Genomic DNA, 13014 nt, shown 5'->3' on the forward strand with positions numbered 1-13014 from the left:
AAGACCGCAGGCTCCCAAGACCGCAGGCTCCCAAGACCGCAGGCTCCCAAGACCGCGAACTCCCAAGACCGCAGCTGCCAAGACCGCGGACTCCTGGGACCGCAGCTCTCAAGGCCGCAGACTCCCAGGACTGCGGACTCCTAGGACTGCGGACTCCTAGGACTGCGGACTCCTAGGACTGCGGACTCCTAGGACCGCAGCTCTCAAGGCCGCAGACTCCCAGGACTGCGGACTCCCAGGACTGCGGACTCCTAGGACTGCGGACTCCTAGGACCGCAGCTGCCAAGACCGCAGGCTCCTAGGACCGCAGCTGCCAAGACCGCAGGCTCCTAGGATCGGAGCCCTCAAGACCGCGGGCTCCTGCGGTCGCGGGCTCCTGGAATCACGGCTCCCAAGACCGCGGGCTCCTAGGATCGCGGCTCCTAAGATCGCGACCCCAGGATCGTGGCTGTAAAGACTGCAGCACGGGGGACCGCGACCCCCAGGACCCTGGCGTTCCCGCTACAGCGTTCAGGATCGCAGCAAGCCGGAACCGCGGCCAAGCCCGGACCGCAGCCGGCGTCAGGGCAGCGCGGCGGTCAGATCGATCTCGACCAGCTGGCCACCGAACCCCAGCGCGGCCACCCCGAGCAACGTCGACGCGGTGGAGAAGGCCGGCGCGAGCGGCGACGCGTTGAGCCGATCCCAGACTGCGGCCAGCACCGCTGACTCCGCACTGACCACATAGATCACCGAGCGCACCACGTCGCCCGGCGTGGCGCCTGCGGCTTCGAGCACTGCGAGGCAGTTTGTGATCACCTGATCGGTCTGCGCGTCGAAATCTCCCGGTTCGCCCACAACCTTGCCGGCGAGGTCGAGCGGGCATTGACCGGCCAGATGGGCGAGCCGGCCCACGGAGGAGATCGTCACGTGCGAGTAGCCTGGCGGCTCATGGATGGTGGACGGATTGAACTTCTCAATCATCTGGCCAGTATCACCAAGCCCGCTCCGCCGAGACACTCTTTATCGCCCGCGTCGGCCCCGCCATCGCCTTGAAGATCAGCGCCATTACGGCTGCGGCGGGAGGCCATCGCGGCCGTGGAACAGCGCGGTGTCGGACAGGTCGGCGACGTATCGCGGGCAGGTGACCAGATCAGTACATCTCGATGTGCCTGCGCGGAGCTTCCCCATGGCAAAGCCCCCTGAGATGCGCGATATTGGGTGTATGCCGGGATGGCGAGGTCCGTTCTATTCGGATTCGCGGGATCCGCGACTCCTCGTGCCTCGTCGCTCGGGGCTGGGCCTGACGCTGAACTTCGGTCATCCGGCCGCGTGGCGAGTCCTCGGCGGCATCTTCGCGGCAATGGTGGCCATCGCGCTTCTCGGCACCCTGCTGGAGGCGCAAGGGCGATGAACCGGCGCCCGGGAGAGCAAACGCGATCAAGCGCCACCCGGGAGACCAAGGGCGATAAACCGGCACCCGCGACAGCAACCGCCATCAAGCGCCACCCGCAAGGCCAAGGGCAATGAACCGGCACCCGCGACAGCAACCGCGATCAAGCACCACCCGCGAGACCAAGGGCAATGAACCGGCACCCGCGACAGCAACCGCGATGAAGCGGCGCCCGCGGGAGCAAGGGCGATGAAGCGGCGCCCGCGAGCCCCTGCGGCGGCGTGGCGAAGCTCTTGAACACCTCTCAGCCGAACCATCCGGGGACGTCGACGGGGAAGGCGGTCTCCGGCACGACCGTGCGCAGGGACGACTCGACCTCGGCGACCCGCTCGGCTCCGAGGGTGGCGACCCACCGCGCCCGCAGGTGGTCGAAGATCTCGGCTGACTGGGTCAGCACGTCGATGCCGCGCGGCGTCAGGCGGATCAGTTTGCGGCGCGCGTCGGCCGGATCGTCGGCCCGCTCGACGTAGCCGAGCCCGGCCAGCCGGTCGACGGTCTTGCCCGCGGCCTGTTTGGAGACGCCGAGCCGCCGGCCGATCTCGCTCGCCGACGTGCCGTACGGTCCGATCGCCTGCAGCGCGAACCCGTGCACCGGCCGCACGTCGGGATGCCCGCGCTCCGCCAGCTCGGCGTGCAGTTCGTCGATCAGCGAGCGGAACCCCGCGAACAGCAGCAGCGGGAGTTCGAAGCCGGGCGGCGGCGACGACACCTCAGCCATTGGCAAACTCGACAACTTGGTTTACGGTTCCGACAACCACGTTGACGAGTTTACCGGAGGACCGATGTTCACTCAGCACACCCTCGAGTCCGCTCCCGACGGCTCCCGCCCGCTCATGCGGGGAACCGTCGAGCATCTGGGCCACCTGCCCGATGCCGTCGCCCGGCTGGCCGAGTCGCCCGAGATGCTCGGCGGATTTCTGCAGGCCAGTGCCCTGTTCGAGCGGAGCACGCTCGATCCGCTGGCCCGGGAGGTGGTGGTCATGGTGATCGCCGCGGGCAACGACTGCCGGGTCTGCCTGGCCCTGCACACCGGCCGCCTGCGCCAGCTGGGCGCCGACGCCGGGCTGATCACTGACCTGCGTACCGGAAAGCCACCGGCCGACGAGCGGCTGGCGGCGTTGTGGACCTTCACGAAGCGGGTGCTGGCGACGGCCGGGGAGGTCCCCGACGACGAGCTCGCCGCTTTCCTCGACGCCGGGTACACCACGCGCAACGCGCTCGAGGTGGTGCTGGGCATCGGCACCTACACCATGTCGACCCTGGCCAACCGGCTGGTCCGAACGTGATCAGTGGGCGTTGATGAGGGCCATCGCCTCGGCCCGGACCTTGGCATCGGTCTGGTAGGCGCCGCGGACCGCCGAGGTGACCGTGCGGGCGCCGACCTTACGGATGCCGCGCATCTCCATGCACAGGTGCTCGCACTCCAGCACCACGATGGCCCCGCGCGCGTCCAGCTTCGCCATCAGCAGATCGGCTATCTGCGAGGTCAGCCTCTCCTGCACCTGCGGCCGCCGGGCGAAGACCTCGACCAGCCGGGCCAGCTTGGAGAGCCCGGTGATCCGCCCGTTCGGGCCGGGGATGTAACCGATGTGCGCGACACCCTTGAAGGGGAGCAGGTGGTGTTCGCACATGCTCATCACTTCGATGTCGCGGACCAGGACCATCTCTTCGTGGTCGGCCTCGAAGCTCGTCTTGAGCACCTCGGCCGGGTCGACCCGGAGGCCGGCGAAAAGCTCCGCGTAGGCCCGGGCCACCCGGGCCGGGGTGCGCTCGAGACCATCGCGATCGGGGTCCTCCCCGATCGCGATGAGGATCTCTCGAACTGCCTTCTCGATCCGCCCGAGGTCGACGGCCTGCTCGACCGGAGCACCGGTGAGCTTGCCGTCGACCAGCCGGGCGGCGAGATAGTCCAGCTCGTCGTCGTCGCTGATCAGTTGCTGCCTTCCGAGCTGCTGCCGTTCGGGTTGGGGCCGACCGCGACCTGACCGTCCGCGTGGGCCTGAGCCTTCAGCTTGTCCCGCTCGGCCGGCGTGAGCACCGGCGGCGCCTCGGAGGGCAGGCGCTTGCCGAAGCCGTTGAACGGCGACATCGGCGGGCGCTTGACCACGCGGGCACAGATCCGGTCCATGTCCTCGCGGGTGATGGTCTCTTTCTCCATCAGCTCGAGAACCATGGAGTCGAGGACATCCCGGTATTCCACCAGGATCTCCCACGCCTCGTCGTGCGCCAGCTCGATGAGCGCGCGCACCTCGGAGTCGATGTCGGCGGCGACCGAGTCGGAGTAGTCCCGCTCGTGGCCCATGTTGCGGCCCATGAACGGCTCGTCCCCGCTGGTGCCGTATTTCACCGCACCGAGCTTGGAGCTCATGCCGTACTGGGTGACCATGGCGCGGGCCAGGCCGGACGCCTTCTCGATGTCGTTGCCGGCACCGGTGGTGGGCTCGTGGAAGACGAGTTCCTCGGCGGCGCGACCACCCAGGGCGTAGGCCAGGGTGTCGATCATCTCGGCCCGGGTCTGGGTGTACTTGTCCTCGGTCGGCAGCACCAGCGTGTGGCCCAGCGAGCGGCCACGCGGCAGGATCGTCACCTTGTGCACCGGGGCGGAGTGCGGCAGCGCGTAGGCCACCAGCGCGTGCCCACCCTCGTGGTACGCCGTGATCTTCTTCTCGTTGTCGCTCATCGCCCGGGTGCGGCGCTCGGGGCCCGCGATGACCCGGTCGATCGCTTCCTCGAGGAAGTAGTTCGAGATCGCCCGCTTCTCGTTACGCGCGGTGAGAAGCGCGGACTCGTTGATCACGTTGGCCAGGTCGGCACCCGAGAAGCCCGGGGTCCGGCGAGCCACCGCGTCGAGGTCGACGTCGGGCGTGAACGGCTTGCCCTTGGCGTGCACCCGCAGGATGGCCTTACGACCCTCCATGTCGGGATTGTCCACCGGGATCTGCCGGTCGAAGCGGCCCGGGCGCAGCAGCGCCGGGTCGAGGATGTCGGGCCGGTTGGTGGCCGCGATCAGGATCACGCCGCCCTTGGTGTCGAAGCCGTCCATCTCGACCAGCAGCTGGTTGAGCGTCTGCTCGCGCTCGTCGTGACCGCCACCCATGCCGGCACCGCGGTGCCGGCCGACGGCGTCGATCTCGTCGACGAAGACGATGGCCGGTGCGTTGGCCTTGGCCTGCTCGAACAGGTCGCGGACGCGGCTCGCGCCGACACCCACGAACATCTCGACGAAGTCGGAACCCGAGATCGAGTAGAAGGGAACCCCGGCCTCGCCGGCGACGGCCCGGGCCAGCAGCGTCTTACCCGTGCCGGGCTGGCCGAACAGCAGCACGCCCTTCGGGATCTTGGCGCCGAGGGCCTGGTACTTCGCCGGGTTCTGCAGGAAGTCCTTGATCTCGTGCAGCTCCTGGACGGCCTCGTCGGCGCCCGCCACGTCGGCGAACGTCGTCTTGGGCATGTCCTTGGTGAGCATCTTCGCCTTGGACTTGCCGAAGTTGAGCACCCGTGAGCCGCCACCCTGCATCTGCGACATGAACAGCAGCAGGAGGATCACCAGAATGGCGATCGGCAGCAGGTTGATCAGCAGGCTGAAGAGGATGTTGTCGCCCGAGACGGTGGCGTTGACCGTGCCCGTGATCCGGCCGGCCGTCTTGGCCTCCTGGACCTCGTTCCAGATCGTCTGCGTGATCTCGTACGGATATTGGGTCTCGATTTTGTCGGTGGTCTTGCCCTCGAACCGTTCCGGCGTGGCGAGGTCGATCTGGAGCGTCTGCTCCTTGTCCTTCTGGACGACCTTCGCGATGCCGGGCTGATTCAGGCGCTCGAGAGCCACCGAGGTATCTACGCGCTGGTAGCTGGGACCACTGGTGAAGAAGGAGCTCAGCGCAATCACGCCGATGATCACCAGAATGATCCAGACCACCGGGCGGCGGAAGAAACGCGTACGTTCCATACTGTTGTCGGGCGCCAAGCGCCCGGACCCTCCTGATCGGCGTCCTGGTCACCTCAACGTGCCGCTCACCGGCGGACCCGGGGTTTTGATGACCCCCGGCGTCGCGGCAAGACCGAAGCGGTGAAATCTTCCCGGCCCCTCCGACGCATGTGACACTGCGCCATCGGTCACTCGACGGTACACCGTGGGTGCCGGTTGCGAACCCGTGAGCCCGCTGCCCGGACACTTCCCGGCGGCCGCCCGTTCAGCCAGCTTTGCTGGCAAATCCGCCCATAAGGACTGATTTCTGAGAAGGGGCTGAGAAAAGGTTCAGCTACGGGCGTAGACCTCGGGCTTCAGCACCCCGACATACGGCAGCTCACGGTAGCGCTCGGAGAAGTCCAGACCGTAGCCGACCACGAACTCGTTCGGGATCTCGAAGCCCACGTACTTCACCGGCACCTGCACCTTCACCGCGTCGGGCTTACGGAACAGCGCCACCACCTCGACGCTGGCCGCGGAGCGCGACTGCAGATATTTCATCAGCCAGGAGAGCGTCAGACCGGAGTCGACGATGTCCTCCACGACGACCACGTGCCGGCCGGTGATGTCGCGGTCGAGGTCCTTGAGGATGCGCACGACGCCGGACGACGTGGTGCCCTGCCCGTAGGACGAGACGGCCATGAACTCCATCTCGGTGGACGGACCGTGATGGCCCAGCGCGCGAGCGAAGTCGGCCATGAACATGACCGCGCCCTTGAGCACGCAGACCAGCAGGATGCCGTCCTCGGCGTTCGCGTGGTCGGCGGAGACCTGCTTCGCCAGCTCCTCGATCTTTTCCCGGATCTGCTCCTCAGAGATGATCACGTGGTCGATGTCGGCGTCGTACCAGGAGCCATCAGCCATGGCCCAAGACTGCCGCATGAAGGTTGCGGCCTGTCGCACGGGGCGCCGATCAAGAAGCCCGGAACCGCAGGGAATCGGGTGGTTCCGCCCTCGGTGCCCGGGAAATCGGACACAGTGAGTGACAACTCTCACAGCGGATCAGGGCACTCGAAGGAGGATGTCCTTCTCGCGCGTGACCTGGATGCCGCCCGGCAGGTGGACCGGACCCTGCCCGTGCCACTCGGTGACCAGCGCGTCGAGGGCGGCGACGTGCCGATGCGACAGAGCGCTGCCGGGCGCGCCCAGGTGACGGGCCCACATGTGCAGCACCCGCCGGCGGATCGCCCGGGGCATGACCAACAAATCGGCCACCAGAAGTTCGGCGGCCTCACCCAGCGCCGACGCCGCCTGCCGGTCCAGCTCCTCGTTGTCGGCCGCGATCAGCTCGGCCGAGCGCGCCAGGTTGGCCACCACGGCCGGCCCCAGCGTCTCCACCAGCGCGGGCAGCGCCGACGCCCGCACCCGCGACCGCGCGAAAGCCGGGTCGCTGTTGTGCGGGTCCTCCCACGGGACCAGCCCCAGCGCCGCACACGCCTTGCGCGTGTCGGCCCGGGCCACGTCGAGCAGCGGCCGGAGGAAAAGCCCGCGCCGGAACGGCATCCCGGCCAGGCCGCGCGGCCCCGCTCCCCGGGCCAGAGCCAGCAGAACCGTCTCGGCCTGATCGTCACGCGTGTGCCCGAGCAGGACAGCCGCGGCTCCCACCCGGGACGCCGCCGAGCTCAGGGCCGCGTAGCGCGCCTCGCGCGCGGCCGCCTCCGGACCACCGGGCCGGCCCGCCACCGACACGGTCTCGACGAGAACCGGATCAAGACCGGCCGTCGAAGCCCACGCGGCGAGCTCCGCGGCCCGGCCGGCCGACCCCGTCTGCAGCCCATGGTCGACCGTGACCAGCCCGACCGAGGGGCCGACAAAGCGGGCCGCCGCCGCCAGCGCCAGGGAATCCGCCCCGCCCGAGCACGCCACCAGAACCAGGCCGTCGGCCGGCAGCGCCCGCCGCACGGCCAGCCGCACGGCGGCGACCGCGGGCGGGATGCGGGCCACTTACCCGCCGATCGCCGGCTGCGGTCCGTGCACGCGGGCCACCCAGGCGTCCGGGTCGCCGAGCTCCTCGAGCCGCGGGAGGGTCAGCGGCGAGTCGAAGATCTTGTTGAAGCCGGTCATGCCGACCCGCTCGACCACGCCGTGCACAAACTTGCGACCCTCGGCGTACTGCCGCATCTTGACCTCGATGCCGAGCAGCCGGCGCACCGCCTTCTCCAGCGGGTTGCCGCTCTCCCGGCGCCGGTTGAACTTGGACCGGATCGACTCGACGCTCGGGATCACGTCGGGCCCGACGCCGTCCATCACGAACTCGGCGTGCCCCTCGAGCAGGGTCATCAGCGCGGTCAGCCGGTCGAGCACCGCCTTCTGCGCCGGGGTCTGCACGATGTCGAGCACCGACGAGCGCGAATCCGGGTCACGCAGCGCGTCGGACAGGGTCGCCACGCCGCGGCGCATGCGCTCGAGGATGTGCTCGGTGCTCTGCGACGCGTCGGTGAAGGCCTGCACCTCGCCCAGGAAATAGCCGCGCATCCAGGGGACGGCGGTGAACTGGGTGCGGTGGGTGACCTCGTGCAGGCAGACCCAGAGCCGGAAGTCACGCGGGTCGGCGCCCAGCTTGCGCTCGACCTCCACGATGTTCGGAGCGTTGAGCAGCAGCTGGCCGGGGTTGCCGGAGAAGACCTCATACTGCCCGAGGACGCGGCCGGAGAGATAGGCCAGGATCGTGCCGGCCTGCACACCGGTGACCCGGGAGCCGATCGCGTCGGCCAGCCCGCCCGGCTGCTTGTCGCCGGAGAGCCGGCTGACCAGCGGGATGATCACCTGTTTGAGGCCCTCGATGTTGACCGCGGCCCAGTCCTTGCGGTCGACCACCCGCACCGGCGGCACCTCGACCTGCGAGGTCAGGCCCGTGTAGGCCGCGACGTGGCCGGCCGCCTCGTCGGTGAGATCGCGCAGCTCGGACACCACCGCCATCGCGTCCTCATAAGAGACCGCGGGGCCCGATTTCGACAGCGCGCCGGCGGTTGCGGCGGCCAGATCCCAGTCAACGAACTGCGCCATGCCCACCACCGTACCCGTGGAAATCGACCCCACCCTCAGGTACAACCCTGAGATCAGCAACCGCAGGCGACCAGCCGGGCGGCCACCGCGTCGAGGGCCGCGCGCCCGGTGACGGCGTTGCCCGAGCCGCTCGCCATGATCGCGAAAACCAGCAACCGATCATCCGCCGTGGTGAGCATCCCGGCCATCGTGTTGACCCCGCTCAGCGTGCCGGTCTTGGCCCGCACCACGCCCTGGCCGCGCTGGTGGGGCGTGGGCGAGACGAACCGCTTGACCATCGTCCCCGACCACCCCGCCACCGGCAGGCCGCCGAAGAGCGACGACAGCGCCGGCTGCTGCCCCGACGCGGCCAGCGACAGCAGCTGGGTGAGCATCGTCGGGCTGATCCCGTTGTTGCGGGACAGCCCGCTCGCGTCGTACAGGTTGGCCTCGTCCGCCGGCAGCCCGAGTTTGCCCAGACGGGTGATGATCGCCTGGGTCGCGTCGTCGAAGGTGCCCGGCCGGCCGTCGGCGATCGCCACCTGCCGGCTCAGCGCCTCGGCCGCGGTGTTGTCACTCTGCTCGAGCATCCAGTCGGTGAGCTGCACCATCGGCGGCGACTGGACCACGCCGAGCGGCCGGCCGGGGGCGACCCCGGTCGTGCCGGCCGAAGCCGCGGCCGGGGCCTTTCCCTTGCGGACGGCCGACCCGGGCACGCCGAGCATCCGGGCGAACGCCTTGGCCGCGGCATTGGCCGGATCCGACGATCGCGGGTCGCCACCGAATTCGTGATGGATCGGCTTGATCCGGCCCGCGTTCACCATCAGCGCCTGGATCCGCGACACCTGCCCGTAGGAGATGTCCGACGGATCCCAGCCCCGGGCGGTCTCGGGCCCGCTGAACAGCGACGTGTCGTAGAGAAGGCGGGTCGGCGCGACGCCGCCCAGCGACTTCTTGACCTGGGCCGCGAGCAGGTCGAGCCGGGCCGCGCCGGGGAACAGCTTGTTCTTCGTCGTGGCCAGCGTCGGGTCCCCGCCGCCGACCAGCACGACCTCGCCGGGAGCGTTGCCGGCCACGGCGCGCGTGCTCAGCCGGTAGGACGGTCCGCGCGCGTCGAGCACCGCCGCCGCGGTCAGCAGCTTCGTCGTCGACGCGGGCGTGGTCATCGTGTCCGCGTTGCGGGCGTAGAGCACGTCCCCGGAGGCCACGTCGAGCACCGCGACGTGCACCTTGGTGCCGAGGGCAGCCGATTTCACCAGGGGGTCGATCGCCTTGGTCACGCCGGATGCGCTCGGCGCCTGCCCTCCGCCGTCGGCCGCCGCGAGCACCGGGGTCGGTGACGGGTCGGGCGTCGCCGGAGCGGGCGTCGGCGTGCTGCTCGGTTCGGCCGAGCTCAGCCATCGGTCGACCGGTCCGGGCCGCAGGAGCCCGATTGTCCCCGCCGCCAGGAGTACGACTGCGAGAAAGGCGAAGATCCATTTCGTACGGGATTTTCGTCCGCCCGCCCCGCTCGGTGAACCACCGTCGGGCGTACCGCCGAGCGCAGCCCGTGCCGCCCCTTGCGAAGTACCGGGCGTGCCCCCCACCTGAACGGCAGCCCGGCCCGACCCCGTACCCGGCGAAGCCGGCCCGTTCCCGGTCGGCCCGACCGGTGGTGGTCCAACCGGTGGCGGGCCGGCCGATGGCGATCCGACCGGTGGCGGCCCGGCCGATGAGAATCCGACCGGTGGCGGGCCGGCCGATGGCGATCCCAACGATGGCTGTCCGGAAACCACGCTCGCCGGCGGACCGCTCGCAGCGGCCGGTGACGTGGGTCGCACGGTGTTCAGCGGGACCGACGCCCGTCCGTACGTGCCGCCACCCGGCTCGGTTGCCTCGGGCGGCGTGGCCCAGGCGCCCTGCCCCCGCTCCGACGCCTCCGGCTGTCCGGCCCCGGCCGCGCGCAGCGCCTCCCCGGCCACCTCCATCGGTCCTCCACCGGCCCGGGACGGCGCGGACAGGTCGCGCGTCCTCTCGCCGCCGGATTTGTCGGAATCCGGGCTGGGCGTCGGCGGCTGCATCCCTCGATCTTCCGACCCATTCGCACCGCCGGGCATCGATTGCCCCGATTGAGGGCCGGACTCCCCCGAGATCTGTACCCGTCCAGGTGGTGCTTCCGGCCGAACGGGTGGCTGTCCCACGGTCGCCCGACCGCCCTCGCCGGCCTGTTCGGCTGATTGCTGAGGCCCCTGGGGCGCCAGGTGACCATCGAGATCCATGGTCAGCCCCGCTTGGCGGGAAGCGCCACCCTCCGGGCCGTCACCCGGGTTACCGTTTCCGGAGCCACGATGCGACTCGGACACGCCGTCATACCGGGGAGCGTCGTGTGAATCTTCCCTCCTCACGAGCCCCTCCTAGAGCACGGCGTAAGACTTAGGGGAGACTAGCGACATCCGGCACACCGTCGCGCGCGGATCCTGTCGGCCGCATCCCGGCCGCGGTTCTTCCCCGCCCGGACCGGCATCTCTCAAGCGGGCGAACAAGGGAGCACATGATGGATTTCGACGTAGTGGTTGAGATCCCCAAGGGCCACCGCAACAAGTACGAGGTCGACCACAAGACGGGTCGCATCCGCCTCGACCGGACGCTGTTCACCTCGACGCAGTATCCGGCCGACTACGGCTTCATCGAGGGCACCCTGGGCCAGGACGGCGACCCGCTCGACGCGCTCGTGCTGATCCAGGAGCCGACCTTCCCCGGCTGCCTGGTCCGGGCCCGGGCGATCGGCATGTACCGGATGACCGACGAGAAGGGCCGCGACGACAAGGTCCTCTGCGTCCCGTTCGAGGACCCGCGTCAGGAGCACCTGCGCGACATCCACCACCTGGGCGAGTTCGACCGGATGGAGATCCAGCACTTCTTCACGGTCTACAAGGACCTCGAGCCGGGCAAGTCGGTCGAGGGCGCGACCTGGACCGGCCGGGTCGAGGCCGAGGAGGAGATCCGGGCGTCGTTCAAGCGCCAGGAGGCCGCCGAGGCCGAGGGCACCGACCACTGACGTAACCCCCGCCGCGCCCCGCCGTCGCCCGCCGACGTCGCGCGGCCCAGCACGTCCCGCCGCGCGGGCGGCTCCACGCCGCCCGCGCGCTGCTTTTCCCCGGCCGTCAGGCCAGGCTGATGTCGCCCACCGCGTCGTAGAGTCCGACCACCGCGCAGGCCACCGGGATCACCGCCACGACCACGAGCGTGTCGAACAGGTCGGCGGCCCGGCCCAGATAGGGCGAGGGCGGCTTGCGCGAATACGTCGCGCCGGCCACCACCGTGATCAGCGCCAGCACGAGCGCCGCCCCACTCACCCCGAGCAGCACCGTGGCGTCGGCCCCGCGCAACAGGTCGGCCCCGAGCGCGGCGACCCCGGCCAGACCGCCCACGACCAGCGGCACCCGCTGGCGCAGCGTGACGAAGAGCCGCGAGCGCAGCAGCAGCGCGGTCGCCGAGACAGCGATCAGGATGCGCGCCGACAGCGTCCCGGTGACGGCCAGAACGCTGAAGGCGCCCACGGCCAGCACGGCGTGCCCGAGCAGCATGCCGGCCAGCAGCTCCTCGGTGCGGGTCACGGCCGCGAAGACGGTGGCCCGGTCCGGGCGCTCGCGAGCGGCGTCCAGCGCGCTCGACGTGCTGGCGGTGGTGAAGCCCTCGGACGCCTCGGCCCCGGTGGGCAGGGTGACCGGCGGTGTGGGCATCTTGCCGAACCGGATGGCCAGCAGCGGCAGGGCGCCGATGCCGCAGACCAGCACCGAGATCAGGACCGCGGCCGAGCCGGCGGCGGTGGTGACCATGCTGACCAGGGCCGTGATCGCTCCGAACAGACCGGCCACGGCACCGGCCGTGAACAGCCGCAGCTGCGCCGCCACCCCGACCGCGCCCAGCGCCGCGGTCAGCAGCAGCGCGACCGACCCGGCCAGCAACTCCGAGCCGCCCAGCCAGGGCAGCAGCCCGAGGACGCCGACCCGGTCGTCGGTGGCGACCAGGACCGCGCCGCCGGCGAAGCCGAACGGCATCGCGTAAGCACCGAGGGCCGCGCCCGCGCGGGCATCGCCGTACGCCCGGGAAGCTGTCACCCCGGCCAGGGCGAGCAGCACCGCGAGACCGAGGCCGGCGAAGGCCGCGCCGGACCAGGCCGGACCGGCGGCGAGCACCGCGAGCAGCCCGAGGGCGAGCAGGACACCGGCGCCGACCAGCGTCGCCGTGCGGGTGGAGGCGGGCGTCCAGGCGCTGCCACGACGACGGGCCCCCTCGGCGATGGCCTCGACCACGTCGTCGTACTCGAGCTCGGGCCACTCGTCGTGGGCCGGCACGAGATGCAGGATCTCGCCGTCGCGCACCCCCTGCGGAAAAAGACCCTGACCGGTGGCCAGCGCGACACCGTCGGTGCGGCGCAGCACCCAGCCGCCGTGTTTCTCGCCGTCGTCGGCCAGCCCCTCGCCGGCGTGCCGCAACACCTCGGGCAGCAACTCGGCCAGCGGCACGTGCTCGGGCAACGCCACGTCGATGCGGCGCTGCGGCGCGCTGATGGTCACCCGCGCCAGACCGATGCTCATGGATCCGCCCTCCCCGTCGCGTGCCGCACAGAAGATCGAAGATGACGAGG

At 70.4% G+C, this 13014-nt stretch carries 12 protein-coding genes; 3 read left to right on the forward strand and 9 right to left on the reverse strand.

The features are described from left to right. Positions 1–561: 561 nt before the first annotated feature. Positions 562–963 carry a RidA family protein gene (locus NAG42_RS18275; RefSeq protein ID WP_284045531.1) on the reverse strand — a complete coding sequence of 134 codons (402 nt, stop codon included), beginning with the start codon at positions 961–963 and terminating at the stop codon, positions 562–564. A 205-nt stretch (positions 964–1168) separates the two neighbouring features. On the opposite strand from NAG42_RS18275, the gene NAG42_RS18280 reads away from it, so the two are divergent. Then, complete coding sequence (locus tag NAG42_RS18280; RefSeq protein WP_250031520.1) at positions 1169–1393, forward strand: DUF5808 domain-containing protein; 225 nt, start codon at positions 1169–1171, stop codon at positions 1391–1393. A gap of 283 nt (positions 1394–1676) precedes the next feature. Here NAG42_RS18280 and NAG42_RS18285 read toward each other — a convergent pair whose 3' ends face one another. Continuing rightward, positions 1677–2150: a MarR family winged helix-turn-helix transcriptional regulator gene (locus tag NAG42_RS18285; protein ID WP_250031521.1), complete on the reverse strand. Its 474-nt coding sequence runs from the start codon at positions 2148–2150 to the stop codon at positions 1677–1679. Positions 2151–2214: 64 nt separating this feature from the next. Here NAG42_RS18285 and NAG42_RS18290 point away from each other — a divergent pair, with 64 nt between their 5' ends. After that, positions 2215–2718 carry a carboxymuconolactone decarboxylase family protein gene (locus NAG42_RS18290; protein ID WP_250031522.1) on the forward strand — a complete coding sequence of 168 codons (504 nt, stop codon included), beginning with the start codon at positions 2215–2217 and terminating at the stop codon, positions 2716–2718. Here the strand turns inward: NAG42_RS18290 and folE are convergent, their stop codons facing one another. The 6 genes from folE to dacB all read right to left on the reverse strand — a co-directional run bounded on the left by folE (position 2719) and on the right by dacB (position 9664). Next, complete coding sequence (gene folE / locus NAG42_RS18295) at positions 2719–3366, reverse strand: GTP cyclohydrolase I FolE (protein WP_250032113.1); 648 nt, start codon at positions 3364–3366, stop codon at positions 2719–2721. Next, positions 3363–5378, reverse strand: coding sequence for an ATP-dependent zinc metalloprotease FtsH (gene ftsH / locus NAG42_RS18300; RefSeq protein WP_250031523.1), 2016 nt, complete (start codon positions 5376–5378; stop codon positions 3363–3365). The genes folE and ftsH overlap by 4 nt, the downstream gene beginning before the upstream one ends. Positions 5379–5687: 309 nt before the next feature. Beyond that, a complete protein-coding gene (hpt, locus tag NAG42_RS18305; protein ID WP_250031524.1) occupies positions 5688–6263 on the reverse strand; it encodes a hypoxanthine phosphoribosyltransferase in 576 nt (191 codons plus the stop codon). Positions 6264–6401: 138 nt separating this feature from the next. Further along, positions 6402–7343, reverse strand: coding sequence for a tRNA lysidine(34) synthetase TilS (gene tilS, locus NAG42_RS18310; protein WP_250031525.1), 942 nt, complete (start codon positions 7341–7343; stop codon positions 6402–6404). Continuing rightward, positions 7344–8405: a zinc-dependent metalloprotease gene (locus tag NAG42_RS18315; protein ID WP_250031527.1), complete on the reverse strand. Its 1062-nt coding sequence runs from the start codon at positions 8403–8405 to the stop codon at positions 7344–7346. It lies immediately after the preceding gene. Between the two features lie 53 nt (positions 8406–8458). Next, positions 8459–9664, reverse strand: coding sequence for a D-alanyl-D-alanine carboxypeptidase/D-alanyl-D-alanine endopeptidase (gene dacB / locus NAG42_RS18320; RefSeq protein WP_250031529.1), 1206 nt, complete (start codon positions 9662–9664; stop codon positions 8459–8461). 1253 nt (positions 9665–10917) lie between these two features. Here dacB and NAG42_RS18325 point away from each other — a divergent pair. Beyond that, on the forward strand, positions 10918–11421 hold the full coding sequence (locus NAG42_RS18325) for an inorganic diphosphatase (RefSeq protein ID WP_250031530.1): 504 nt from the start codon (positions 10918–10920) through the stop codon (positions 11419–11421). A 106-nt stretch (positions 11422–11527) separates the two neighbouring features. On the opposite strand, the gene eccD is transcribed toward NAG42_RS18325, so the two are convergent. Continuing rightward, on the reverse strand, positions 11528–12964 hold the full coding sequence (eccD, locus tag NAG42_RS18330; RefSeq protein ID WP_250031536.1) for a type VII secretion integral membrane protein EccD: 1437 nt from the start codon (positions 12962–12964) through the stop codon (positions 11528–11530). Between the last annotated feature and the right edge of the window lie 50 nt (positions 12965–13014).

The organism is Paractinoplanes maris, from assembly GCF_023544465.1.
GTDB lineage: Bacteria > Actinomycetota > Actinomycetes > Mycobacteriales > Micromonosporaceae > Actinoplanes > Actinoplanes maris.